This is a genomic window from Streptomyces sp. NBC_00503 (genome assembly GCF_036346895.1).
GTDB lineage: Bacteria > Actinomycetota > Actinomycetes > Streptomycetales > Streptomycetaceae > Streptomyces.
This window is the reverse complement of the sequence record NZ_CP107855.1, coordinates 2,103,128-2,127,327: the sequence shown is the minus strand read 5'-3', so window position 1 is coordinate 2,127,327 and position 24,200 is coordinate 2,103,128. Positions and strand designations below refer to the sequence as shown.

The following is a 24,200-nucleotide window of genomic DNA, read 5'->3' as shown; positions in this document are numbered from 1 at the left end:
CGGGACCCCTCATACGGTCCGTACAACGGTGTACGGAACTCTGACACCGCGCCCGCCATGTCCCCGACCAGGGATGGCGGGCGTTGTGGCGTTTCGGGGGCGGGGTCAGGACTCGGGTGCGAACTCGTACTGGAGCTCGTACAGATGGCCGGCCTTCACCATCACGGTGACTTCGATCGGGCGTCCCCCGTCGCCGTACACCGTGCGCAGGGTCCGCAGGACGGGCAGGTCGCCGGGCAGCCGGAGTGCGGCGTACTGCTCCTGCGTCGCGACCCGGGCCGAGATGCGGTCCACGCTGCTGCGGGGCGGGAAGCCCAGCTCCGACAGCAGGCCCGGCGTGCCACCTCGGATGCGGCGCGACAACGCGAGGGCGGTGCCGCGCGCGATGTCCAACGGGTAGTACGAGCTCACCAACTCGGCGGGCTCGCCGTCGATGCTGATCAGCTGGCGGCGACAGACCGCCGGGCTTCCCTCCGGGAGGCCGAGCGCAGCCGCGGTGTCGCCGACAGCCGGTACTTCTTCCACCGCCAGGAGATGGCTGAGCCCGACCGAACGCGGCCCTGCGGCCTCGGCGAGCCACGGGTACGCCGCCCCGGCCGCCGCCGGTGCGAGGGAGCCGGCCGGTCGTACGGTCCGCTGCCGGTTCTCCCGTACGGTCACGGCCGCGCCTGCCCGGCCGACTGCCAGGCCCTCGTCCTTCAGGAGCTGAACGGCCTTCTGGATGGTGGCGTTGGAGGCGTCGAACCGGATCTTCAGCTGCGCGGTCGACGGCAGCTTCCCGCCGGGCGGAAGAGCGCCGCTCATGATTTCGTCGCGCAGATCGGCGGCGATGCGGGCGTGGAGCGCTCGGGGATCGGTCCCTTCGACGTCAGAACGGGGCAAGGTCATCCGATCCTGATCTCGTACTGCAACTGCTGCCGCTCGGCGGGCATGACCATGATGTCCGCCTGGATGGGCCGGTCCGCCGAGTCGTAGGTGGTGCGCGAGAGTTGCAGTACCGGCTGACCTTCGGGGAGGTGCAGTTGGGTCCGCTCCTCGGCGCTGGGCATCCGGGCCGTCACGTTCTCCACGGCCCGTACTCCGACGTGCCCGAGCGTGGCGAGCAGCGTCACCGCGCCACCGCGGATCTTCGCGGTTCCGGCCAGCGGCGTACCTGCGGCAATGTCCGCGGGGTAGTAGGTGTCGGTCAACTCGATGGGCGTTCCGTCACGTTCGATGATCCTGCGGCGTACGGTCACGGCCGCTCCGTCCGGCAGGCCGAGCTTGCGGGCCACCGCGGAGGGGGCGTCGGTCTCGCCGGCGTGCAGGATGCGCTGGCCGCCCCGGTGGCCCGCCGCAGCGGCTTCCTCGGTCCATGCGTCCCTGTCCCCGGCGGCGCGTGGAGTCAGGTAGGGCATCGAGGTACTGGTCCATCCGCTCCCACTCACACTGCCTCCTACGGTCCGATTGGCCCTGCTGCCCCAACGTTAAGGGACGGTGCCGCCCTTCCCTAGCCTCACAATCTTGCTGGTTTTCGTGAATAGCGATACGGTCTGTGAGGTTCTGGAAACTCAGCGTCAAGGCGGTGGGGTGCTATGTCCTTGCCCCGGCAGCAGCGTTTCGGTCGGACTCGTGCGTCGGTGCGTGCGGCCGTCAGTTCGTGGGCGACACGCTTGCCGAGTGGGGTGTGTCCGAGCGGCGGGACGACATACGGCTCTGTGTCTCCGAGCTCGCCGCGAATGCCGTTCTCCACGGCGTCCCGCAGGGGCGCGGGTTCGCGGTGAGGCTGATCCAGGACGTGCCACCGCGCCCGCCATGTCCCCGACCAGGGATGGCGGGCGTTGTGGCGTTTCGGGGGCTGGAGATACTGCCGGTATGGATGTGGAGTTGAGGGCCCCGCGGGTGGGGGAGGTCGAGGTCGTCGCCGAGTTGAAGGCCGTCGTGATGCGGGACGACCTGGAGCGGCTGGGGCGGTACGACGAGGTGCGGGTGCGGCAGCGGCTGCGGGACGAGTTCTCGGAGGTGTACTCCTCGGTCATCGTGAGGGGGGAGGACATCGTCGGGTCCCTGACCGTGCGGCCCTACGGGGGTGGGCTCAAGGTGGAGCACCTGTACCTGGATCCGCGCCACCAGGGGCGGGGAATCGGGTCGCGGGTGTTGCGCGAGGTGCTCGCGCGGGCCGACGCGGAGGGCGTGGACGTGCGGCTGACCGTGTTGCGGGGGAGTGCCGTCCGGGGGCTCTACGAGCGGTACGGGTTCGTGGTGGAGGACGAGGACCCCATCGATGTGCACATGGTGCGGGTGCCCGCCGCCTCGGCGTAGCGAGCGGCGGGCGGCGTCGTGACCCGGCCCGCTACTCGGGCTGGACGACCGTGGCGCCCCAGCGTATGGACGGGGACGAGGCCGTCACCGCGGCGCCGAAGCCGCCGTGGAGGCCGCTGCCGAGGGGGACCGTGACGCGGGCCGGGGTGCCCACGGGGCAGTCCAGGGTGAAGGGTTCCGGGTCCCGGTCCGGGAGTTCGTTGAGGTGGAAGACCACCTCGATGCTGCCGCCGCCTTCGCACGCGAAGGTGGTGAAGGTGTCGAGCGATGAAGAGAGGCCGCCCGATACGAAGCCGCCCGAGCCGGTCTGTTCGGGCACCCAGATCAGTCCGTCCGGCCCCGGGTGGCCGATGAGTTCGTCCGTCCCCGCGGCGACCGCCTGTCCCGCCCCCGCGGTCAGTGCCAGGACGAGGGTGGTGGTCGTCGCCGCGATCGCCGCCGCCGTGCGGGTCCTGTAGGCGTGCCTCTTCTTCATGTTCCCCCCTGGGTACGTGAACGTGTGCTGACTGCTTCGTCCACGCTAAACGCACCCACTGACAGGGCCGGTTCGCCGGATCCCCTCACCCCGTGCGTCGGGCCGTCAGGGCGGCCAGGGCCGAGCGGGTGGTGACGCCCGTCTTGCGGAAGATGTGCGACAGGTGGGTGTCGACCGTGCGAGGGCTGAGGTAGAGGCGGGCCGCGATGGCCGGGGTGGTCAGGCCCTCGGCGACCAGGGCTGCGATCTGCTGTTCGCGCGGGGTGAGGTGGGGGAGGGGGGAGGGAGCGGGCGCCGTCATCGCCCTGGGCGGCGGGAAGAGGTCCGCCAGGCCTGTCAGGAGGCGGGCTCCGCCCGTTTCGGCGAGGCGGCGGCCGTGGTGCCAGAGGGATGCCGCGGCGGCGGGGTCGCCGGCCCGGGTGCGTAAGGAGGAGCCGATCAGCAGGGCCTGGGCCTCCCAGAGGGTCGCGCCCGAGCGGCCTGCTTCCTCGGCCGCCAGGGCGTACAGGTCCGCCGCCGGTCCCGGCTCGCCGCGTCCCGCCAGCAGTTGGCCCGCGCTGCGCAGCGCCGAGGCCCGCTGCGCGGGCAGCCCGAGCCGCTCGGCGTCCGCCGTGGCCCGCCGGGACCAGGCCTCCGCGTCGGCCAGGTCGCCGGTGGTGACGGCCGCCGTGACCAGGGCTTCGAGGAACAGCGGCCGCATCGTCGGCTGGAGGCGGGCGAGCTGCGGTCCGCCGCCCGCCCGCAGCATCGCGGACCGGGCCCGTCGGGGGTCGCCGGCGTGCAGGGCCGTGTAACTCAGCACGCACCAGGCGAGCGAGGCCCACCAGCTGCTCCGCCCCCCGCACAGCGCGACGGCCTCTTCGGCGACGGCGAGCGGGGTGCCGTCGCCCGGGGGCAGGGCCGCGAGCAGCACCTGGGCCTTGTTCGCCAGGACCAGGGCGAGGAGTTCGTCGCTGCCGATGCCCCGGGCGATGGACTCCGCCTCGTCGACGAGCTCCAGCGCCGGGAGCATCCGGCAGGTGCTCATGTGGACGATCGCCTTGCATAGGAGCAGGTGCGGGAGGAGGTGGAGGGGGCCCACCCGGCGGGCGAGGGCCAGGCCCCGGTCGGCGTGCCGCTGCGCGTCCGCGTACCGCTCCAGATAGAACTCCGACCAGCTCAACCGGGCCAACGGTTCGCACAGCTCCGTGAGTTCCCGGTCGGTCAGCGCGTCCACCCGGGCCGCGGCGCGGTCGGTCAGCGCCCGGGCCGTCACCAGGTCGCCCCCGTACGTCTCCCCGAGCGCGGTGATCGTCAGCGCCCCCGCCTCGGCGGGCTCGTTGCCCAGCCGCCGGGCCAGGTCCAAGGTGCGCCGTACGTCCTCCCGCACCTCGTCGTAGGACAGCGCGTGCGGTGCGGACGAGCCGAGTTCGAGACCGAGGGCGAGCGCGTCGGCCGGGCGGGGGGCGGGTCGGCGGGCCAGTTCGCGGCGGAGCAGGGCGACCGCGGACGCGTAGTCCCCGAGATGGCGTTCCATCGAGGCGCACAGGGTGGCGGCGCTCGCGCGCAGCCCGCCGTCCTCGTCGGATCCGGGCCGCGCCATCAGCTCGTGGAGCAGGTCCCGGCTCTGCCGCAACTCCCCGCACACGCCGAGGGCCCGCGCCCGACGCAGCAGCAGCTCCCGCCGCTGCGCGCCGTGCTCCGCGGTGTCCGGCAGCACCCGGAGCACCACCCCGAGCCAGTGCGCACAGCTCGCGGGGGCGGTGGCCTCGGACTGCCCGGCCGCCTCCAGCAGGACCGCCGCCGCCTCCGGGTCCCAGCCGGTCAGCGCCCGCTCGACGTGGTGGGCCCGTACGGCGGCACCCGCGCCCGCACCGGCCAGCGCGGCGGCGGCCCGCCGGTGCATGTCGGTGCGGCGCCGGTGCTCGGTGTTCTCGTGCACCACGGTCCGCAGCACGGGATGGCGCAGCGACCAGCTCCCGCCGGGACCCCGCCGCACCAGGTCCCGCCCGGCCAGCACGGCGAGGTCGGCGTCGAGCGGTCCGGGATCGGTCGGGCCGGGAAGGAGCGGGCCGGGGTCGGGCGCCGACGCGGTGAGCGTGTGCGCCAGCAGCGGAGCGGTGGCGTGGTCGCCGAGCACGGCGACGGCCTCGGTGGTACGCCGCTGCGTGTCCGTCAGCGGGGTCAGCTCGTCGAGCAGCAGTGCGGCCAGGCCCCCCGCCGGCAGGGCGGGGCCGTCGCCCTGGCCCTGGAGCAGGGTCAGGAAGTAGAGCGGATTGCCCTCGCTGGCCGCGTAGAGCCGGGCGGCGCGGGCGGCAGGTAAATCCGGGGCGAGGTGCTCCACGCAGGCCCGCTCCGCGAGGGGGCCGAGGTCCAGGCGCAGCACGGCGCCGGTGTCCACGCCCCGGGTGAGCGCGGCGGTGAGGGACGGGGAGGTCTGGCGGTCGCGGCGGGCCACGACGAGGGTCACGGGGGCGCGCAGGGGGTGGCGTACGAGGTGGTCGAGGAGCTCCAGGGAGGCCGGATCGGCCCAGTGGAGGTCGTCGAGGGCGATGAGCAGGCCGCAGCCGTGACCACCACGGTCACCGCCGTGACCGCCACCTCCACCGTCACCGCGCTCCGCCAGCTCCGTGAGCAGCCGGGCGACCGCCCGGTGCACGGCGAACCGGTCCAGCGGGGCGCTCCGTCCGGCGCCCGGGTCCGCCGCCACGCCGTGCAGGACGGGGGCCACCGACGGGTCCGCGCCCTTCTCCCGCAGCAGCTCCGGATCCAGGTCGGCGAAGGCGTCGGTGAACAGCCGGAAGGGGATGTGCCGTTCGTACTCGGTGGCCCGGCCGCGCAGGACCGTCAGACCGCGGCCGCGGGCCCTTCGGCACACCTCGGTCAGCAGTCTGCTCTTGCCCATGCCCGCCGGGCCCGTGAGGTCGACGACGCCCGGCGATCCGCCGTGCCCGCCGGTCACTTCCCCGATCGCCTCGTCCAGCCGCTCCAGCTCGGCCCCCCGGCCGACCAACGGAGTCCTGCCCACCATGGCGCCCTCCCCGGATGTCCGGTACCCGGATTCGGCGCCGGGGATGCGTAGGCGGTTCTACGGATGCCGCCGGTGGAGCCCGGCTGCCAGCATCGGAAGTGATCCCGGCCGTGCCTGATGTGGAGGCCTGATGCGCCGATTACGTGTGTTAGCCGTACCGTTCCTGACCCTCCCGCTGCTCGTCGTGGCCGGCTGCGCGGGCTCGGGTACCGGCCTGCCCCTGGGGGCGGGCGGGGCCTCCCCCTCGGCGAGCGTCCTCTCGACCCCGAGTCCGAGCCCGACCCCGACCCCGAGCCCGACCCCGTCTCCGGTCCCGGCCCCCGTTCCCACCACGCCGTGCACGGTCACGGCCGGTCTGGACACGAAGGGGCTGACCGGCTATCTGAAGGGGTTGCGCAGCAGCGATCGGCCTGCGGCCTCGGACTCCTCGGCCCTCTTCATGGTGGACAGCGGCGTGTGGCTGGGCCTGCGCAACTCCCAGCGTCCGTGCGAAGCGGTGCCCGTGAAGCTCAGTCACGTCCGGGTGGAGATGACCAAGTCGTCGAGCTCGGCGGGCTACAAGTTCACGTACGGCCCGATCGACACCCGCACGCTCGCCGTGGGCCCGGACGACGGCCTGGTCCGGGGGAGCGTCCCGCCGGCGCCGTCGGGCTGCGGGGGCGCGCTGTCCATCCTCTACGTGGGCCAGGAGCTCGCGGAGAGCGAGCTTCCCGAGCACCTGAGCCTGCCGACCACGGACTCCACGCTGGACTGGACCCTGGTCGACGTCTCCGTGGACCGCGTGCTGGACGCGGTGTTCAAGCCGCCGCCGGGGGCGAAGAGCTGCTGATCCGCCGGGGGCGGTCAGCGGGAAGGCGGCCGGGTGGGGCCGCCGGTACGCCCGGTGGGGCGGTGCGCCGTGGGGGTGCGCACCGCTCCACCGCACCGCCCCACCGCGGTGCGCACCGCCCCACCGGGCGGGCTACCCACGAGTATTGACTATTAGTCAATCCAGGACCATTCTCTGGGCGAGCCGTCGTCGTCTTTGGTGTGGGAGGTCGTCCCGTGCGTACCGATGAGGAAATGGGCCGGTTGAGCGGTGAGTTGGCGGGGGCCCGGCCCCCCGCTTCGTTCGCGGAACTGGACGCCGGGGAGCTCGCGCGGCTCGCCGAGGCGCTGAAGGCCGAACGGGCGCGCCAGGCCGAAGGGTTGAACCGGGCCGCCGAGGAAGCGCTCAAGCTGGTCCCCGCCCTCGCACGCGGGGCCGTACGCAAGGTGCTGTTCCGGTGAGCCGCGCCGAAGTGGAGAAGATCGCCCGCCTGGTGGGCGTGGACGCCGGGGAGCTCGGCTTCCTGCGCGGGCTGCCGGACGAGGACGTGCGGACGTTTCGGGAGCAGGTCAGCGGCGTACTGAACGACGGCGCTCCCGAGATGCTCGACCGGATCGCCGCCGCGACCAAGCTCGTACCGGCCGGGGTCGCGGCCGCCATCTCGCAGAAGGCGCTCGGGCCCCGGCTCGCGGCCGGGGTGGCCGGCCGGCTGGAGTCCGGGCGGGCCGCCGACATCATCGCGAAACTGCCCGTCACCTTCACGGCCGAGGCCTGCGCACACCTGGACCCCCGGAAGATCGCCGGGATCGTCGACCGGCTCGACGAGGGGCTCGTCCTACGCATCGCCGTCACCCTCGCCGAGAACCGCGACCACCTCACCATGGGCCGCTTCGTCGGGCACATGAGGGACCAGGTGCTCCGCCGGATCCTGGACCAGGTGGACGACGCGGCGGTGCTGCGCGCCGGGTTCTACGTCGACCTGCCCGAGCGGCTGCCCCGCATCCTGGAGCTCATGGGCGACGACCGGCTCGCCGCGGTGGTACGGGCCGCCGCGACCGAAGGGCTCTGGGAGGAGGCCCTCGGCGTCGCCGCGATGGTCGGCGGGGAGCAGCGGCTGCGGATCGCCGAACTCACCGCCCGCCTCGGCGGGGCCGAACTCGATTCGCTCGTACGGGTGGCGCACGCCGAGGGGCTGTGGGAATCCCTGCTTCCGCTCGTCGCGCTGCTCGGGGAGGACGACCGGCTCGCCGTGGCCCGGCTGGACTCCCTGCGGGACCCGGAGGTGCTGACCGGGGTGGTACGGGCCGTCGTGGCGACCGCGCTGTGGGGTGAGTTCCTGCCGCTGGTCGGGGTGCTGCCCGAGGAGGGTCGCAAGGTGGTGGCCGACGCCGCCGCCGGGCTGGGTGACGCGGAACTCGAAGGACTCGTGCGCGAGGTCGACAAGCAGGACCTGTGGGAACTGGTGCTGCCGCTCGTCGAGCTCATGGACGAGGCGGGCAAGGAGCGCGTCTTCGCGCTGCCCGCCTTCCAGGACCAGCAGGAGTAAGAGGGGACACCTGCCGGGCCGTACGGGCCGCTCGCGGGGCTCCTCCACTGGGAGGAGGGGCCCCGCGGTCCGCGGTCCGCGGTTCGAAGCGGGGGACCGGGCCGGGCGGGGAGGTCCGGATGGGGAGTCCGGATGGGGGTCAGCGTTCGGCGGCCGGGACGAGGCCCGGAGCGAACCGGTAGGACACGGCCTCCATCAGCGGCTTGCGCTTGGTGTTCTGGAAGGCGGCGATCCGCCACTGCCCGTCCCCCTCGCGGACCAGCGTGTAGGTCTGGATCTTGGCGAGCCTCTCCGGGCGCTTGCCCTTGTAGGTGTCCCCGCGGCCGTTGACCACGGCGACGCCGGGCCCGTGGAAGCGGATGCCGAGGATCTCGTCGGCCAGCCGGGTGCCCTTGAGGAAGCCCGCGAAGAGCGTGCGGTGGCTCTCCACGATGTCGCGGCGCCCCTGGTAGAAGGTGCCGACATAGGTGATGTACGTGGCGTCCTCGGTGAACAGCTCCCCGTAGGCCTCGGCGTCGTGGCGCTCCCAGGCGGTGACGAGGCGGCTCAGCACGGTCTGGACGGAGGCGACGGACTCGCTGGTGGACTGCATGACGGACCACTCCCCATTGGTTAGACTGGAGCAGATACTGAACGAACGCAGTATCTGCATGCGTGCAGATATAAATGTAGGAGGCGGTCCGGGGAATGGCAACAGGCATCGACGACCAGGACGGCGACGACCGGGACGGCGACGGCCGGGACGCGCACACGATCTTCCGGCAGTACCTGGACGCCGTCGGCCTCCAGGGCCTGGCCAGCGCCGAGGCGTCCGGCCTGCACACCTCGGAGTGGTACGCCCTCAGCCTCATCACCCTGGAGGGCGGCCTGTCGTCCGGCGAGCTCGCCACCCGCACCGGACTGACCACCGGCGCCACGACCCGGCTCATCGACCGCCTCGAACGGGCCGGCTACGCCCGCCGGGCCGCCGACCCGGGCGACAGGCGTCGGGTCATCGTGGAACCCGAACCGGACGCGCTGGACCGGATCGAGGACGTGGTCGGCCCGGCCCGCCGGCACATCGCGGCGGTGATCGGCTCCTACTCCCCGGAGCAGCAGGCCCTGCTCTTCGACTACTTCGCCCGCGCCGCGCCCGCGTTCCGCGCGGCCACGGAGGAGATCCGCGCCAACACCGCGCCGCGGCGCGGCAGGAGCCGCCCGACGGCGGGCTGAGCCACGGGCCGGATACCACCACCCGGCCGTGCCCCCGTACCGCCGTCCCGTCAACAGCGGGCCCGCGCCTTCTCGTGCCTCTGAGTCAACGCCGCGGCCTTCTGGTAACAGTGGGTCACATGCCCCCCTCCCACATGATGTTGAGCTGCCTGCTGGGCGCCGCGCTGCTCGCTCCCGTCCCGGTCGGAGCCGCGGACGGTCCCCCCGCCGGCGGCGCCCGCGCCGCCACCGGTGCCGCCGGCGCCCGCCCCGCCGACGGACGCCCCGTCGACTACCGCGGGCTGCACCTCACCGTCCCCGCCGACTGGCGGGTCGTCGACCTCGACCGGAACCCCGACGCCTGCCTGCGCCTGGACCTGCCCACCCTCTACCTCGGGCACGCCGGCACCCAGGGCGACTGCGGAGCGGCCCGCGCCGTCGCCCCGCGCGCCGACACCCTGCACCTGGAGCCCCTCGAGGGGGCCCCGCCGCGCGCCGACATCCCGACCGTCGGCGCGGACGAGGGCGAACCCCTGCCCAAGGTCCGGGGCGACAGCAACGAGATCCGCTACACCCTGCGCCGCGCCGGGGTGATGGCCACCGTCTCCTACGGGGCCACGCCCGAGACCGTACGAGGAGTGCTCGGCCGGGCCCGTACGCTCACCCCGCCCACCCGACCGGCCCCCGCCGAGCCCGCCGTCGCCCCCGGCCCGGGTCCCCGTGCCGCCGCGCAGGGCCCCTACACCGGCGAGGGCTTCGACGCCTGCACCGCGCCCACGCAGAAGGCCATGAACACCTGGAAGGAGGACTCGCCCTTCGGGGCGATCGGCATCTACATCGGCGGCCGGGCCCGCGCCTGCGCCCAGCCGCAGCTCACCGCCGGGTGGGTGACCCGCCAGGCCGCCGCGGGCTGGCACCTGATGCCGATCTGGGTCGGCCCCCAGCCCTGGAACAGCTCCTCCACCGGGCTCTCCACCGACCCCTCCGAGGCCACCGACCAGGGCACGGCCGCGGCCGACGGCGCCGCCCAGGCCGCCGCCGCGCTGGGGCTGGCCGAGGGCACGGTCCTCTACAACGACCTGGAGAACTACACCGACCGGGCCACCTGGGACGGCCCCGTCGTCGCCTATCTCACCGCCTGGACGGTCCGGCTGCACGAACTGGGCTACCGCGGGGCCGCCTACGTCTCGGCGAGCTCCGGGGCCAAGGCGCTGAGCGCCCACTACGCCCAGGCCCCGGACGCCATGCCCGACGTGCTGTGGGTGGCCCGCTGGAACGGGTCGGCCTCGGTCACCGACGCCGACCTCGGACTGCCCGCGGGCACCAAGCAGTGGGCGGGGGCGCGCCGGGCCCACCAGTTCCGGGGCGACCACGACGCCACGTACGGAGACGTGACGATCAACATCGACCGGAACTGGGTGGACGTCGACCCGGCGGCCATGAAGAAGGCCCGCCCGCACCTGAGCTGATCCGCACCTGAGCTGACCCGCACCTGAGCTGACCCGCGCGAGCCGATCAGGCGGGGGTGTCCTCGCGGGCCGGCTCGTCGTCATTGCCCCGGCGGATGGTGCGCAGCCCGCCCGCCGGGGTCCACGACCGGACCACCAGGTCATCGTCCTCGACCCCGACGTGGACCACCTCCGTCAGCTCGGCGCGGAAGAGGTCGAAGGGGTGCGGGCTGTCGGTCTCCTCCGCGTACCGGTGCAGCTCCGGCTGCTCCACGATCTCGATCGCGCGCCCGGCGATCCGCACGTCCCCGTCCGGCATGGTCTCGCCCTCGCCCGGGTTGGTGTGCAGGGCGAAGCGCGGATCGCGCCGCAGGTCCTTGCCCTTCATCGAACCCGGCATCATGCCCAGCCACAGCTCGCCGCCGCGGATGTCCACGTTGAGCCCGGTGGCGCGCGGGGATCCGTCCTTGCGCAGGGTCGCCAGGACGTGGTGCGGGAACTGTGCGAAGCGCGCCTGGACGGCCGCCGCGAATTCGGGTTCCGCCTTCTCGAATACGGCCCAGTTGTTCGTCGTCATAGCTCCATCAAAGCGCGGAGCACCGACAACCGCCGCTCAGGCGCGCACGATGCCCGCCGCGCGGGCCGCCGCCAGCCATGCCGGGAACTCGGCGACCAGGCGGTCGTAGAGCTCCGACTCCACGACGGTCCGCGGGTCCGGGCCGGCGTGGAAGTAGCCCGCGTTGTCCACGGGCCGCTTCGCCGGGACCGGAAGTTCGTCGAGCCGTCGCAGGAAGTCGAACTGCGAGCTACGGGTGTTCCCGAAGCCGACGAACTGCCAGAAGATCGGCAGCCGGGCCGCCTTGCACAGGTACCGCTCGGCGGCGAGCTTGTTGACGGGCCCGCCGTCCGTCTGGAAGACGACGAGCGCGGGGGCGGCCGACCCCGAGTCCAGGTAGTGGTCGATGACCGCGTCCATGGCCGCGTGGTAGGCCGTCTTGCCCATGTGGCCCAGTCCGGCGGCGATCTCGGTGACCCGTCCCTCATGGCCGGCGAGGGAGATCTCCTCCACCGCGTCGACCTCCGTGGAGAAGAACACGACGGGTACGCGGGCGTCGTCGTCCAGGTGCGCGGCCAGGCCCAGCACCCGGTCCGCGAGGGCCTGCACGCTGCCGTCCTCGTAGTACGGGCGCATCGACCCGGAGTAGTCCAGGACCAGGTACACGCAGGCGCGCCCGCCCTCCAGACCGTATTTGCGCAGCGAGACCCCGGCGCTCTTGTAGAGGTTCACCAGCGCCGGGGCGCTCTCTTCGATCTTCCGGAGGTTAATCGCGCTGCCCGTCATGGGCCCGAGGGTACGGGAGCCCGGGCGGCGTTCACCCGGCCGCGAGGAACCCGAGCCGGGCCGCCAGCCGTTCACGGTGTGCGGACGGCGGGCCGAAGAGATGGGCCGAGCCGTGGGCCCGCTTGAAGTAGGCGTGCGCCTCGTGCTCCCAGGTGATGCCGATCCCGCCGTGCAGCTGGATCATCTCGCCCGCCACGTACGCGTAGGCCTCCGAGCACCCCGACTTCGCCGCGGCGGCCTGGCTCGGGGCGGCGTCGGCGGTGGCCGCCGCGAAGGCGAGCGAGCGGGCGCCCTCCACGGCGGTGTGCATATCGGCCAGCCGGTGTTTGACCGCCTGGAAGGAGCCGATGGGCCGCCCGAACTGCACCCGGTCCTTCGCGTACCGCACGGTCGTCTCCAGGGCCCGCGCCGCCGCCCCCGCCTGCTCGGCGGCCAGCGCCGTGCAGGCCAGGTCCCGGACCCGGTCGAGGACGGCCGCGCCGTCGGCGGACAGCAGCCGCGCCGGAGTCCGGTCCAGTGTCAGCTCCGCGAGGGGCCGGGTGGTGTCCATGGTGGCCCGTACGGTGAAGGACGCGGGCGCGGAGTCGAGTTCGAAGAGCCCGAGCCGGTTCTCCGGGGTCACTGCGAAGGCGAGCACCAGCGAGGGCTCCGCCGGCCCGGCCAGCACGTACCGCTTGGCGCCGGTCAGCAGCCAGTCGGAGCCCGCGGGAACCGCCCGGGTGGAGAGGGCCGGTGCCTCCCAGCCGCCCTCCTCCGCCCAGGCCAGCGCCCCCACCACGGAGCCCTCCGCCAGCCCCGGCAGATGCCGTTCGCACGCCTCCCGGTCCCCGGCGGCGAGCAGCGCCCGCACGGTCAGCACCGCCGAGCCCAGGTACGGTACGGGGCTCAGCGCGCGCCCCAGCTCCGCCATGACCACCGCGACTTCGGTCGTTCCGCAGCCCAGGCCGCCGTACTCCTCGGGCACCGCCAGCGCGGCCGCGCCCACCTGGGCCGTCAGCGGGGTCCAGGCCGCGTGGCCGGGATGCCGGGCGAGGACCGCCCGTACCGCGTCGCGCAGTTCGCCCAGCTCCGCCGGCTCCGTCAGCTCCGGGGCGGGTGCCCCCGTACCGGGACCGCTCATGCCGACTCCCCTCGCGCCGCACGGCGCAGCTCGGTCTTCAGCAGTTTGCCGCCCGCGTTGCGCGGGAGTTCGTCGAGCCGGGTGAACCTGCGCGGCACCTTGAAGTTGGCCAGCCGCTCCCGGGTCCAGGCGGTCAGCTCGGCGCCGGTGACGGGCCCGGTGGTGACCACGTAGGCCACCCCGATCTCGCCGAGCCGCTCGTCGGGGGCTCCGACCACCGCCGCGTCGGTGATGGCCGGGTGGGTCAGCAGCACGTTCTCCACCTCCGCCGGATAGGCGTTGAAGCCGCCGACCACGTACATGTCCTTGAGTCGGTCGGTGATGGCGAGGTAGCCGCGCGCGTCGAGGACGCCGATGTCCCCGGTGCGCAGCCAGCCGTCGGGGAGCACGGCGTCGGCGGTGCTCCCCGGATCGTCCAGGTAGCCGGGGGTGACGTGGTAGCCGCGGACCTGCACCTCGCCCGGTTCCCCGGCGGGCAGCACCTCGCCGAGCGGTCCCGCGATCCGTACCTCGGTGTCCGGCAGCGGCAGGCCGACGGTGTGGGCGAGGGTGCGGGCGTCGGCGTCGGTGGGGCAGACGGAGACGACCCCGCCGGACTCGGTGAGCCCGTACGCGGTGAACACGTCGGGGGCGCCCAGTTCGGTGCGGATCTCCTCGACGAGGGAGGTGGGCACGGAGGCGGCGCCGGTGCCGGCCAGGCGCAGCGCGGACAGGTCGTGGGCGGCCCGGTCCGGGTGGCGGATCAGGCCGTGGAAGACGGTCGGGGGGCCCATCAGGCAGGTGACGCGCTCGGCGGCCATGCGGTGCAGGATCCGGTCGGTGTCGTAGACGGCCTCGGGGAGCATGGTGACGCCCCGGAGCAGACAGGCCAGCACGCCCGCCTTGTAACCGAAGGTGTGGAAGAAGGGGTTGACCAGCAGGTACCGGTCGCCGGGGCGCAGGGTGACGAGCCCGGACCAGGAGGCGTAGAGCCGGACGGTCTGGCCGTGGGTGGTCATGACCCCCTTGGAGCGGCCGGTGGTGCCCGAGGTGTAGAGGATGTCGCTGAGGTCCCCGGGCCGTACGGCGGCCGCGCGCGCGGCCCGCTCGGCGTCGGGGACGGCGGCCCCGGCGCGCAGGTACGCGTCCCAGCCGGTGACGGCGGGGCCGCCGGGGCCTGTGGAGTCGCCGGGACCTTCGGCGCGGCCCGGGCCGTCGGCCCCGCCGCGCAGGACCACCGTGGAGGCGAGCGCGCCCAGGTCCTCACCGGAGGCGTGCAGGTCACGGGCGTAGTCGGTGCCGAGGAATCCGCGCTCGGTGAAGAGCACGCGGGCGCCGCTGCGCCGGATGATGTCGGCGGCCTCGGCGGGCTTGTAACGGGTGTTGACCGGCACGAGGACGGCGCCGACACCCACCGCGCCGAGTGCGGCGGTGATCCAGTGGCGGCTGTTGGGGGCCCAGATCGCGACCCGGTCGCCGGGCCGGACTCCATGGGCGAGGGCGGCCCGGGCGGAGGCGGCCGTCTCTTCGGCGAGGCGGGCGAAGGTCCAGCGGACCTCCCCGTCGGCGAGGGCCTCGCGGTCCCCGTACGCGGCGGCGGCGTACCCGGGAAGCCCGGCCAGGGTGGCGGGCAGGGGCAGTTGCGGGGGCAGTGGTGGGAGCACTTGCGGGGTCTGGCGGGGGCCGGACATGAACCCTCCCTACTTGACGAGCGAGCGTGGGCGGTATCCAATCACATGTGTTTCGGTTAGGCATATACCTAGTAGGAACGTCGTGATCAGGAGGTCACCATGCCGACCCTCGCCATCGCCGCGGACATGAAGTCCGCCCTCTCCAGCTTCTGCACCGGCGTCGCCGTCATCACGGCGCGCCGAGCCGACGGCCGTCCCGCCGGGATGGCCGTGCAGTCCTTCTCTTCCGTCTCCCTGGACCCGCCGCTGGTCTGCTTCTGCCCGGCCCGTACGTCCACCACCTGGCCCGAGATCCAGGCCGCCGGAGCCTTCGCCGTCAACATCCTGGCCGCCGGCCAGCAGGACCTGTGCCGCCGGTTCGCCGTCACGGGCGGGGACAAGTTCGGCGGGGTCGCCTGGCGCTCCGGCGGCAACGGGGCGCCACTGCTCGGCGGGGCCCTGGCCACCGTCGAATGCGATCTGGAGGCCGTCCTGGACGGCGGCGACCACGCCATCGCGCTGGGCAGGGTCACCGCCCTGACCGCGCACCGCGAGGGCGCGCCGCTGCTCTACTTCCGGCGCACCTACGGGCGCTTGCCGGGCGCGGCGGAGGCGCCGGGCGCGCCGGAGGGGCCGGTGGTGCCGGATGCGCCGGTTCCCACCGGGCCGGCCGCGCGCCGGCTCTCCAGCTCCGCGATGTCGTCGAGCATGGCGGCGGCGAGGTCGCGCTCGGAGGCGTAGTACCGCTCCGCCCACTTGAGGGTGAGCGTCGGGTACGCCCAGGACGCCTCCTCCTTCGCCCCGTCCGCGTCGGCCACCGCGCGCCGCCGCATCTTCTCCGCGAACTCCTGGTGCTGCGAAAGGACTTCGCGCATCTGCTCCGGCTCCAGCAGGTGGCCGAGCCACAGTCGCAGCATCGGCCCGTGCTTGAGCACCGGCGGGTCGACGGGGGCCTCGCGCGCCCATTCCCGTACGGCGGCCATGCCCTCGTCGGTGATCCGGTAGACGCGTTTGTCGCGGGTCCCGGTCTCCTGGGCGACCATCCGGGAGGAGGCGTACCCGGCCTTCTCCAGCCGCTTGAGCTCGCTGTAGATCTGGCTGAAGGACGGGCTCCAGTAGAAGAAGCGCAGGGACCAGTCCGACCACTTCTTCAGGTCGTAGCCGGAGAGCTCCTCTCCGAAGGAGAGCAGCCCGAGCACCGCCCAGCTGGTCGCCGGGAGCGTGCGCTTGTTCGTCTCGTCTGCCGCCTGTTCTGCCACGCAGCGCAGTCTACGACCGCTCTTCGTGGTGGCTCTTCCTCCGGCGCAATATAGCTGCTAGAAATATTCCTATTAGGAATACACCTTCGCGTGTAGGGGGCTGGGAGGTTCACCTTGACTCCTCCTCGCCCCAAAGGCGGGGATTCCTGGCTCACGTTGGCTGTGGACCTGCGGTCCGGCAGCTCTTGCACGATCGGCACCAGCCGGGTTGAGACCAGCCCGGACCGGCATGACGCGGGCGGAGTTCTTGTCCCTGGGGGACACGGCTCCGCACACGGTGCAGGTGTAGGAACGTTCTGAGAGAGGTAGTGCGTGCTTGGTTCTCGCTCCGCACTGCGCGCAGTCCATGGTGGTGTGCGCGGGGTGGACAAGGTGCACGATGCGCCCGTGCTTACGGGCCATCGTGATCAACTCGCGCTTGGCCGCACCGATCGCGGCGTCGGCCGCGAGTCCGGCGGCGGCCTTCCGCCCGTGCTCGGCATGGGGGAGGTCGTGGGTGTCGCTGGTGGTGGTCGCCGTTTCCCGTACACCCCAGTCGATCCCGATCGCAGCGTCCGTCTCCGGGAGTGGCTGGGGGCTGGTGGCCACGACGAAGGAGGCGTACCAGTGGCCCAGGCTGTCGCGGTAGATCCGAACCGACGAGGGGTCCGCCGGGAGGTGGCGGGACCACACCACGGTCAGCATGACGCCGCCCGAGAGGTGCAGACGGCCGTCCTTGATGCGGAGGCCGCGCCGCGTGTAGTTGAGGCTCGGGTCGGCTGCGTACCTCTTCTTGTACTTCGGCATCCCCGCCCGTTGCCGCACCGGCAACCGGGCCTTGATGTCCATCAATGCCTTGGTGCGGGACTTTCCGAAGTCCCGTACCAACTGTTGCTGCGGAACCGAGGAACCCTCCCGCAGCCACGTATTCGTGGTGCGCGCCTCGGTCAGCATCTTGTCCAGCCGGGCCGGGCCGCACTCCTCGTCCCCGGCGCGGGCCTTTTGCGATCGGGCGCAGCACTCGTTCCAGACCCACCGGCACCGCGCCCACTCACCCAACAGTTTGGTGAGGGCGGTCGACGACACGCGAAGCCGGTAGGTGAACCGGGCGTGCCCGGTCTTCTCCGTCTCCTGAGATGCCGTCACGCGGCCAACCTGGACCAGCCCACTGACAACGACAGAAAGCGCAGGTCACCACAGATGCGAAGAGAACTCCGGCGCTCCGCGCCCACGACGGCTGGACTCATTTCTCCCCGTGCTGAAGCCCGCGGCATCCTGGGAGGTGTCCTGTGAAGTTCTCGATGATCTTCGAGGCGCAGCTCGTCGACCCGACCCCCGAACGCGAACGCCAGGTCATCCACGACTGCGTCGAACAGGCCGTGTTCGCCGAGGAGATGGGCTTCGACCGGATCTGGGCGGTCGAGCACCACGCCCTCACCCGGTACGCCCACATGAGCGCCTCCGAGATCTTCCTCACCTGGGTCGCCGCCCGGACCAAGAGGATCCGCATCGGCCACGGCGTGGTCACCATGCCCTTCGGCTACCAGCACCCCGTACGCGTCGCCGAACGCGCCGCCATGCTCGACGTGCTCTCCGGCGGCCGCGTGGACATCGGCGCCGGGCGCGGGGCCACCCGCCAGGAGATGTCCATGTACGGGGTCAGGCCCGAGGACACCTATCCGCAGATGGAAGAGGCCTTGCGGATCTTCTCCTCGGCCTGGCGCGAGGAGAAGTTCGAGTGGCACGGCTCCATCGACATCGGCCCGGGCGCGATCCTGCCCCGCCCCGTCCAGGACCCGCACCCGCCGCTCTTCATGGCCTGCTCCAAGCACGACACCCTCAAGCTCGCCGCCGAACTGGGCATCGGAGCACTGGTGATGGGCTTCGCCGGCGCCGACGACGTCCGCGAGATGCGCAAGGTCTACGACGAGGCCATCGCCACCCGCACCGGCGACCGCCTCGTCTCCAGCGAGGTCAACGACCACCTCTCCGCCCTCTGCCCCACCATCGTCCTCGACGACGCCGAACGCGCCCTGCGCCTGGGCACGCGCGGCCAGCGCTTCTTCGCCGAATCCATCGCCCACTGGTACGGCAACGCCCCCGAACCCACCGGCTGGTCCGACGAGGAGACCGCCGAGGACCACGTGGCGGCCCTGGAGAAGAGCCGCGGCGAACTCGTCGCCAGGCTCCACGAGGCGAACATCCCGGCACGCCCAGTCGACACGGGCACCTACAACGCCGAGCACGCCTACGGCAACGCCCAGAGCGCCATCGCCTACGTCGAGCAGCTGCGCGAGATCGGCGTCGACGAGGTGATGTGCCTGATCCAGATGGGTACCGTCCCGCAGGAGGCCTGCATGGAGACCATCCGCCAGTGGGGCGAGAGCGTCATCCCGCACTTCCGCGCGCTGGAGGGCTGAACCGTGGTGTCTTTGGACGGGAAGGTCGTCGTCATCACCGGCGCCGGCCGCGGCCAGGGCGCGGCCGAGGCCCGGCTGTGCGCCGAGGCAGGGGCGCGGGTGGTCGTCACCGACATCCGCGAGGACGAGGGCCGCGCGGTCGCCTCCTCGCTCGGCGACCAGGGGCTGTACGTACGGCACGACGTGGCCGAAGTCGAGAGCTGGGCGCAGGTCGTCCGGGAGGCCGTACGCGCCTTCGGCACGGTCTCGGCGCTGGTCAACAACGCGGCCCTGTGGCGCACGGCCCACGTCGAGGAGCAGAGCGCCGCCGGATTCGAAGCGCTGCTACGGGTCAACCTGCTCGGGCCCTTCCTCGGCATCCAGGCGGTGGCCCCGGTCCTGCGCGCAGGCGGAGGCGGCTCGATCGTCAACATCTCCTCCACCGCCGGCCTGGTCGGCATCCCCGGTCACGCGGCGTACGGATCGACCAAGTTCGGGCTCCGCGGGCTGACGAGGTCGGCGGCGCTGGACCTGGCGGGGGACCGGATCAGGATCAACTCGGTCCATCCGGGGGCGATCGACACCCCGATGGTCGCCGAGGCGGTCGCGGGCCGGGACTGGTCGCACGTGCCGCTGGGGCGGATGGGGCGGCCCGAGGAGGTCGGGGAACTGGTCCTCTTCCTCTGCTCGGACGCGTCCTCGTACATCACGGGCACGGAGTTCACCGTCGACGGCGGGATGACGACGAAGTGAGCGGCTCCGCCCTTTCCCCCGCCGCGCGACGGCTGTGCGACGCGATGGCGGCAGGCTTCCCCGGCCCGGGCGACCCTGCGGCCCTGCGGGCGGCGGCGGCCGGCTCCCCGTCGCCGGGCCCGGAGGTGGCCTCGGTACGGGACGAGGTCGCGGACGGGGTCCCGGTCCGGATCTACGACCCGGCGCCGGGCGCCACCGGCCGCCCCCTCACCCTCTACCTCCACGGCGGGGGCTGGGTGATGTGCGGCCTCGACACCCACGACGCGCTGTGCCGGAACCTGGCCGCCGCCTCCGGCGCAGTGGTGGTCTCCGTGGACTACCGCCTCGCCCCCGAACACCCCTGGCCGGCGGCGCCCGACGACGCGCTGACCGTCCTGCTGTGGGCCCGCGCGCGGGCCGTGGAACTGGGCTGCGACCCGGCCCGCCTGGTCGTCGCGGGGGACTCCAGCGGGGGCAACCTGGCAGCCGTGACGGCACTGCGGGCCCCCGGACTGCTGGCCGGCCAGCTCCTCTTCTACCCGCCCCTGGACGCGTCGATGGAGTCCGGCTCGGTGGCGGAGTTCGCACGGGACCACTTCCACACGGCGGCCCACATGGCCTGGTACTGGGACCAGTACGGCGGCGACCCCACCCACCCCCACGTCTCCCCGCTCCGGGCCCCCGACCTCTCGGCGCTGCCCCGCACCCTGATCGTCCTCGCGGACTGCGACGTCCTGCGCGACGAGGGCCTGGCGTACGGGCGCCGACTGGGCGAGGCGGGCGTGGACTGCGCGGTCCACCTGGTCCCCGGCGTCTTCCACGGCTTCCTGGGCCTACCGCTCCCCGCCGCGGCGACGGCGCTGGCGACTGCCGGGGCCTGGCTGGCGGCCACGACCACGTCCGCGGCCGTGAAGTAAGGGGGGCGGGGCGACCGGATTCGAACCGGCGTCCTCCTCCATGCTGTGTAGGCGCACTACCTCTGTGCTACGACCGTTCCTGTCCAGTGTGCGTGAGCGGGTCTTGGCCCCACTGGTGCGTACTGGGCGCATCCCGAACGGTTTTGGATGCGCTGGGTCTCCGCTTTCTCTTCCCACTCGGCGGCACGTCTCTGGGGGCGTGGTCCGTTGTGGGTGGGCGGTTTCCCTCACGTCCCCGGGTGCCTTTTGCGGCCTGGACGGTCCGATGCCCCGCACGATCACTCTGGTCGTGTGGGGGCGGTGTCGTCCCTCCCCAAGCTCTTCGAGCAGGGGATACCCCATGCCGGATCGGGTGTCCGAGGGCGCGTCGCCCGATCGCGATGCCGGCGGCATCGTGACGGGACATCTTTCGGCGCGGGGTGACCAGCGGCTTCTGCCAGTGCTGGCCTCCCCACTGGGAGGTGTAGGCGGGGTCGACCGCGACGATCACCAGTCCCTGCTCGGCGGCCATCGATACGAGTCGGGCTTTGAGTTTGCCGGTCGGGATGCCGGAGATGACCTGCCGGAACCGTTTCCTGCGGCCGCGCTTCTCCCGTGTCTTCTCGGCTGTGAAGTCGAGGTCCTCGATCGCGATGGCCTTGACGCCGACACTTTTCGTCCAGTGCAGCAGCCGGGAGATGGCGTGGCGGATCTGCGCGTCGCGGTGGTCGGCGGCGCCGGACAGGACGTAGGGGAAACGGTGCGGCTCGCCGGTCGGGTTGCCGTGCGGATCAAGTCGGTAGGCCGCGAAGTGGTCGGCGTTGGTATCGACACCGACCACGCCCATCGCACCGACAGCTGCGAGCGGGACCGCCTGGACGGCGGGGCGTTGCCAGGCTGCGGTCAGGTACCAGCGCCCGCGTGTGACGTCCAGGTGGATGCGGTAGGCCGCGGGCCGGTTCGCTTCGATGCGGTCGGCCCATTCTTCACCCCTGTGCGCGAACGCGATCCGACAGGCCAGCACGTACCGGCCGTGCGTGGCGTTGGCCAGGTGCGCGAGTGGTGCCGGGAGCTTGATGCTGATCTCGCCGTTGGGGGTGACGCGGATCGTCTCGTTCCCGAACCGTTTCCCGGACTCGCCGTCAGCGGCCAGGAACCAGCGTTCGGCCTCCCAGCGGGCACGCCACTGCTCCTCGGTGAGCTGGGCTTCGGCCAGGTTGTGCCGGGTGTTCGCCAGCCGCTTCCCACCCCGGACCACACGGACCCGACCGGCCCGCCAGTCCGCTGTAGCAGCCGCGTGCCGTGTCTCCAGCATGACGAGACGGCGGGACTTGCGAAACCACTCGCTCTTGGAGCGGTAGCCGCCCGCAGCCGCCTTGGAGCCCTTCTGTCCATAGGGAGTGCGAGGCGGTGGCGCAGTGTGCGGATGCCTGCTTCCAGGTTCTGGATGTGTGCGGCCTGGCAGCGGCGCGCGAGCGCCCACTGATCATGGCTGGCCTTGGTGATCGCCCCGGCGATCCGCGACGACGATTCCTTCGTCAGCTCCCGCTTGCGGGCCGCCCACGTGATGGCGGAGTGGTCGAATCCATTTGCGCAACGCTGCTTGAGGTCATGGGAAGCCAAGGAACCCTGATGCGCGCCAACAAGCCGGAGGACTTCCTCGTCCCCCTCGGTCAGACCCTTGAGACGGTCCCGTACCGCCACACCGGACGGACCGACCGCCACAAACGACGGCGTGATGGCACGTAACCTCCGCGCCCTGGGGTTCATGCACCTAACCGTAACGACATACATCAAAGCGCACTATCACTCGCAAGAGTGGACTAAAGAAACAGCCGCTCTCGACGCCGTACTTGCGGTGGATCAGGGGTCGTGGCCCCTGCGGGTGCGCGCGCGAATATCCCCGGCATGATGTGCGCATGTCGATATCGGTTCCCGGGGCAGTGCTGCGCAATTCCCTCGCCCTCGCAGCGGAGTTCGTCGCAATTATGCTGATGCGCGGCCCCGCACCCCACTGGCTTCCGGTCATGCTGGGCCTGGTCGCCCTGATGTCGGGCCTGCCGAACGGAACCGACACCGAGTTCGTCCGGCGGATGCTGCTCGCGATCGGCGCGGTGCTGATCGCGCTGTGCGGCAGCTACGCGTGGGACCAGCACGCGTTGCGCGCCTACGGCCGGGTGGAGCGGGTGGTGGACGTGGGGACCCACCTGCACACGCAGTCGGGGCGCGACCTGGGCGCACTCCCGCTGGGCGGAGGCGGGGGCGGCAACGACGGCCTCCAGGTGCTCGTGGATCCGCACGGCCCGGCCTGGCAATGGGGCACCGAGCCGGACCCGGAGCCGGCGTTCTGGGAGACGGTGACCGGCGGCCTGCTCCTGATCCAGACGATCTCCCTGACCCGGATCTCCCGCCGCCGCCCCGCCCGCTGAAACCTGGTGGCCGGCTCCGCGCACACCTGCCTACGCTGCACCCATGTCCCCTACAACGACCCTGTGGCGCCCGACGGGTCCGACGGAACTCGACCTCGTCCGCGCCCTCGACTGGCGCGCCTGGCCGCCGCGGCTGCCCGAGCAGCCGATCTTCTACCCGGTGATGAACGAGGACTACGCGATCCGCATCGCCAGCGACTGGAACGTCAAGCACTCCGGCTCGGGCTACGTGACCCGCTTCGAGGTGGACTCGGCCTTCCTGGAGCGCTACCCGGTCCAGCAGGCGGGCGGCGAGACCATCCTGGAGCTGTGGGTCCCCGCGGAGGAGCTGGACGAGTTCAACGCGCACATCGTGGGCCGCATCGAGGTCGTGCACGCGTTCCACGCGTGAGCGGACGCCCCCGGCCCCGGCCCGGGGCTCCCGGGGGCGTCCGGCCGGGGGCTACAGCCGCTCGATGATCGTCACGTTGGCCTGGCCGCCGCCCTCGCACATGGTCTGGAGGCCGAAGCGGCCGCCCGTGCGCTCCAGTTCGTGGAGGAGCGTCGTCATCAGCTTCACGCCCGTCGCCCCCAGGGGGTGACCCAGCGCGATCGCGCCGCCGTTGACGTTGACCCGCGCCGGGTCCGCGCCGGTCTCCTTCAGCCAGGCCAGCACCACCGGCGCGAACGCCTCGTTGATCTCCACCAGGTCGATGTCCGAGAGGGACATGCCGGTCTTCTTCAGGGCGTACGCCGTCGCCGGGATCGGCGCCGACAGCATCCGGATCGGGTCCTCGCCGCGCACCGACAGGTGGTGGATGCGGGCGCGCGGGCGCAGGCCGTGCTCGCGGACCGCCCGCTCGGAGGCCAGCAGCATCGCCGCCGCCCCGTCCGAGACCTGGGAGGAGACCGCCGCCGTGATGGTGCCGCCCTCCATGACGGGCTTGAGGCCGGCCATCTTCTCCAGGGTCGTGTCGCGGCGCGGCCCCTCGTCCACGGACACCGGGCCGAACGGCGCGATCTCGCGCTCGAAGCGGCCCTCGTCGATCGCGCGCAGCGCCCGCTGGTGGGACTGGAGGGCGAAGCGCTCCATGTCCTCCCGCGAGATCCCCCACTTCTCGGCGATGAGCTGCGCGCCGTGGAACTGGTTGACGGGGGAGTCCCCGTACCGGGCGCGCCAGCCCGCCGAGCCCAGGTACGGGCCCTCGGTGAAGCCCAGCGGCTCCGCCGCCTGCCGCGAGGCGAAGGCGATCGGGATCATCGACATGTTCTGGGTGCCGCCCGCGACCACCAGGTCCTGGGTTCCCGACATGACGCCCTGCGCCGCGAAGTGCACGGCCTGCTGCGAGGATCCGCACTGGCGGTCGATGGTGACGCCCGGGACCTCCTCGGGGAGTCCCGCCGCCAGCCAGGCCGTCCGCGCGATGTCCCCCGCCTGGGGGCCCACCGTGTCGAGGCAGCCGAACACCACGTCCTCCACGGCCGCCGGGTCGATCCCGGACCGTTCGACGAGCGCCTTCAGGACGTGCGCCCCCAGGTCGGCGGGGTGGACCTCGGACAGGCCGCCCTTGCGCCGCCCCACGGGGGTGCGTACCGCTTCGACTATGTAGGCCTCGGCCATCGGAACTCCTCAGGGA

23 protein-coding genes, 1 tRNA gene and 2 pseudogenes are annotated in these 24,200 nt (G+C 72.6%); 12 read left to right on the top strand and 14 right to left on the bottom strand.

Going from position 1 to position 24,200, the window contains the following annotated elements; genetic code table 11:
* Window positions 1–105: 105 nt before the first annotated feature.
* Both OG490_RS09945 and OG490_RS09940 read right to left on the bottom strand, forming a co-directional pair.
* Window positions 106–888 carry a GntR family transcriptional regulator gene (locus OG490_RS09945; RefSeq protein WP_330295916.1) on the bottom strand — a complete coding sequence of 261 codons (783 nt, stop codon included), beginning with the start codon at window positions 886–888 and terminating at the stop codon, window positions 106–108.
* Entirely contained in the window at window positions 885–1,427 is a 543-nt protein-coding gene (locus OG490_RS09940; protein WP_330295915.1) for a GntR family transcriptional regulator, read from the bottom strand. Before OG490_RS09940 ends, OG490_RS09945 begins: the two co-directional genes overlap by 4 nt.
* A gap of 427 nt (window positions 1,428–1,854) precedes the next feature.
* On the opposite strand from OG490_RS09940, the gene OG490_RS09930 reads away from it, so the two are divergent.
* Window positions 1,855–2,301 (top strand): GNAT family N-acetyltransferase, encoded by a 447-nt coding sequence (locus tag OG490_RS09930; protein ID WP_330295914.1) that lies wholly within the window; start codon window positions 1,855–1,857, stop codon window positions 2,299–2,301.
* Between the two features lie 31 nt (window positions 2,302–2,332).
* Here OG490_RS09930 and OG490_RS09925 read toward each other — a convergent pair whose 3' ends face one another.
* On the bottom strand, window positions 2,333–2,776 hold the full coding sequence (locus OG490_RS09925; protein ID WP_330295913.1) for a hypothetical protein: 444 nt from the start codon (window positions 2,774–2,776) through the stop codon (window positions 2,333–2,335).
* A gap of 85 nt (window positions 2,777–2,861) precedes the next feature.
* Window positions 2,862–5,786: an AAA family ATPase gene (locus OG490_RS09920; protein WP_330295912.1), complete on the bottom strand. Its 2,925-nt coding sequence runs from the start codon at window positions 5,784–5,786 to the stop codon at window positions 2,862–2,864.
* A gap of 130 nt (window positions 5,787–5,916) precedes the next feature.
* Here OG490_RS09920 and OG490_RS09915 point away from each other — a divergent pair, with 130 nt between their 5' ends.
* The 3 genes from OG490_RS09915 to OG490_RS09905 all read left to right on the top strand — a co-directional run bounded on the left by OG490_RS09915 (window position 5,917) and on the right by OG490_RS09905 (window position 8,140).
* Window positions 5,917–6,615, top strand: a complete 699-nt coding sequence (locus tag OG490_RS09915; RefSeq protein ID WP_330295911.1) for a hypothetical protein — start codon at window positions 5,917–5,919, stop codon at window positions 6,613–6,615.
* 215 nt (window positions 6,616–6,830) lie between these two features.
* Window positions 6,831–7,055, top strand: coding sequence for a hypothetical protein (locus OG490_RS09910; RefSeq protein WP_330295910.1), 225 nt, complete (start codon window positions 6,831–6,833; stop codon window positions 7,053–7,055).
* Window positions 7,052–8,140 carry a hypothetical protein gene (locus OG490_RS09905; RefSeq protein ID WP_330295909.1) on the top strand — a complete coding sequence of 363 codons (1,089 nt, stop codon included), beginning with the start codon at window positions 7,052–7,054 and terminating at the stop codon, window positions 8,138–8,140. The genes OG490_RS09910 and OG490_RS09905 overlap by 4 nt, the downstream gene beginning before the upstream one ends.
* A 139-nt stretch (window positions 8,141–8,279) precedes the next feature.
* Here the strand turns inward: OG490_RS09905 and OG490_RS09900 are convergent, their stop codons facing one another.
* Window positions 8,280–8,732 carry an SgcJ/EcaC family oxidoreductase gene (locus OG490_RS09900; protein WP_330295908.1) on the bottom strand — a complete coding sequence of 151 codons (453 nt, stop codon included), beginning with the start codon at window positions 8,730–8,732 and terminating at the stop codon, window positions 8,280–8,282.
* Between the two features lie 95 nt (window positions 8,733–8,827).
* On the opposite strand from OG490_RS09900, the gene OG490_RS09895 reads away from it, so the two are divergent.
* Window positions 8,828–9,352, top strand: coding sequence for a MarR family winged helix-turn-helix transcriptional regulator (locus OG490_RS09895; RefSeq protein ID WP_330295907.1), 525 nt, complete (start codon window positions 8,828–8,830; stop codon window positions 9,350–9,352).
* A 119-nt stretch (window positions 9,353–9,471) separates the two neighbouring features.
* Window positions 9,472–10,800 carry a DUF1906 domain-containing protein gene (locus OG490_RS09890; protein WP_330295906.1) on the top strand — a complete coding sequence of 443 codons (1,329 nt, stop codon included), beginning with the start codon at window positions 9,472–9,474 and terminating at the stop codon, window positions 10,798–10,800.
* A gap of 46 nt (window positions 10,801–10,846) precedes the next feature.
* On the opposite strand, the gene OG490_RS09885 is transcribed toward OG490_RS09890, so the two are convergent.
* Genes OG490_RS09885 through OG490_RS09870 form a run of 4 tightly spaced genes read right to left on the bottom strand, consistent with a single transcriptional unit; the run spans window position 10,847 to window position 14,911 of the window.
* Window positions 10,847–11,356: a pyridoxamine 5'-phosphate oxidase family protein gene (locus tag OG490_RS09885; RefSeq protein WP_330295905.1), complete on the bottom strand. Its 510-nt coding sequence runs from the start codon at window positions 11,354–11,356 to the stop codon at window positions 10,847–10,849.
* A 36-nt stretch (window positions 11,357–11,392) separates the two neighbouring features.
* Complete coding sequence (locus OG490_RS09880) at window positions 11,393–12,121, bottom strand: VWA domain-containing protein (RefSeq protein ID WP_330295904.1); 729 nt, start codon at window positions 12,119–12,121, stop codon at window positions 11,393–11,395.
* Window positions 12,122–12,152: 31 nt separating this feature from the next.
* Window positions 12,153–13,241, bottom strand: a complete 1,089-nt coding sequence (locus tag OG490_RS09875; protein ID WP_330295903.1) for an acyl-CoA dehydrogenase family protein — start codon at window positions 13,239–13,241, stop codon at window positions 12,153–12,155.
* The gene (locus OG490_RS09870; RefSeq protein ID WP_330295902.1) at window positions 13,238–14,911 is read right to left on the bottom strand and encodes a FadD3 family acyl-CoA ligase; all 1,674 of its coding nucleotides are present in this window, start codon (window positions 14,909–14,911) and stop codon (window positions 13,238–13,240) included. The genes OG490_RS09875 and OG490_RS09870 overlap by 4 nt, the downstream gene beginning before the upstream one ends.
* A gap of 99 nt (window positions 14,912–15,010) precedes the next feature.
* Here OG490_RS09870 and OG490_RS09865 point away from each other — a divergent pair.
* A pseudogene (locus OG490_RS09865) lies at window positions 15,011–15,427 on the top strand (flavin reductase family protein); the annotation flags it as partial.
* 47 nt (window positions 15,428–15,474) lie between these two features.
* On the opposite strand, the gene OG490_RS09860 reads toward OG490_RS09865, so the two are convergent.
* Both OG490_RS09860 and OG490_RS09855 read right to left on the bottom strand, forming a co-directional pair.
* Window positions 15,475–16,149, bottom strand: a complete 675-nt coding sequence (locus OG490_RS09860) for a helix-turn-helix transcriptional regulator (RefSeq protein WP_443065777.1) — start codon at window positions 16,147–16,149, stop codon at window positions 15,475–15,477.
* Window positions 16,150–16,221: 72 nt separating this feature from the next.
* Window positions 16,222–17,274 (bottom strand): RNA-guided endonuclease InsQ/TnpB family protein, encoded by a 1,053-nt coding sequence (locus OG490_RS09855; protein ID WP_330295901.1) that lies wholly within the window; start codon window positions 17,272–17,274, stop codon window positions 16,222–16,224.
* Window positions 17,275–17,417: 143 nt separating this feature from the next.
* On the opposite strand from OG490_RS09855, the gene OG490_RS09850 reads away from it, so the two are divergent.
* Genes OG490_RS09850 through OG490_RS09840 form a run of 3 tightly spaced genes read left to right on the top strand, consistent with a single transcriptional unit; the run spans window position 17,418 to window position 20,176 of the window.
* A complete protein-coding gene (locus OG490_RS09850) occupies window positions 17,418–18,548 on the top strand; it encodes an LLM class flavin-dependent oxidoreductase (protein ID WP_330295900.1) in 1,131 nt (376 codons plus the stop codon).
* Window positions 18,549–18,551: 3 nt separating this feature from the next.
* Window positions 18,552–19,280 (top strand): SDR family NAD(P)-dependent oxidoreductase, encoded by a 729-nt coding sequence (locus OG490_RS09845; protein ID WP_330295899.1) that lies wholly within the window; start codon window positions 18,552–18,554, stop codon window positions 19,278–19,280.
* A complete protein-coding gene (locus OG490_RS09840) occupies window positions 19,277–20,176 on the top strand; it encodes an alpha/beta hydrolase (RefSeq protein WP_330295898.1) in 900 nt (299 codons plus the stop codon). Before OG490_RS09845 ends, OG490_RS09840 begins: the two co-directional genes overlap by 4 nt.
* A gap of 6 nt (window positions 20,177–20,182) precedes the next feature.
* Here OG490_RS09840 and OG490_RS09835 read toward each other — a convergent pair.
* Window positions 20,183–20,254, bottom strand: a tRNA-Ala gene (locus OG490_RS09835).
* A pseudogene (locus OG490_RS09830) lies at window positions 20,244–21,925 on the bottom strand (IS200/IS605 family accessory protein TnpB-related protein). The gene OG490_RS09835 and the pseudogene OG490_RS09830 overlap by 11 nt, the downstream one beginning before the upstream one ends.
* A 149-nt stretch (window positions 21,926–22,074) precedes the next feature.
* Here OG490_RS09830 and OG490_RS09825 point away from each other — a divergent pair.
* Both OG490_RS09825 and OG490_RS09820 read left to right on the top strand, forming a co-directional pair.
* A complete protein-coding gene (locus OG490_RS09825; protein WP_330295897.1) occupies window positions 22,075–22,584 on the top strand; it encodes a hypothetical protein in 510 nt (169 codons plus the stop codon).
* A 43-nt stretch (window positions 22,585–22,627) separates the two neighbouring features.
* A complete protein-coding gene (locus OG490_RS09820; RefSeq protein WP_330295896.1) occupies window positions 22,628–22,975 on the top strand; it encodes a hypothetical protein in 348 nt (115 codons plus the stop codon).
* Between the two features lie 51 nt (window positions 22,976–23,026).
* On the opposite strand, the gene OG490_RS09815 is transcribed toward OG490_RS09820, so the two are convergent.
* Window positions 23,027–24,184, bottom strand: coding sequence for an acetyl-CoA C-acetyltransferase (locus OG490_RS09815; protein ID WP_330295895.1), 1,158 nt, complete (start codon window positions 24,182–24,184; stop codon window positions 23,027–23,029).
* Window positions 24,185–24,200: the final 16 nt, after the last annotated feature.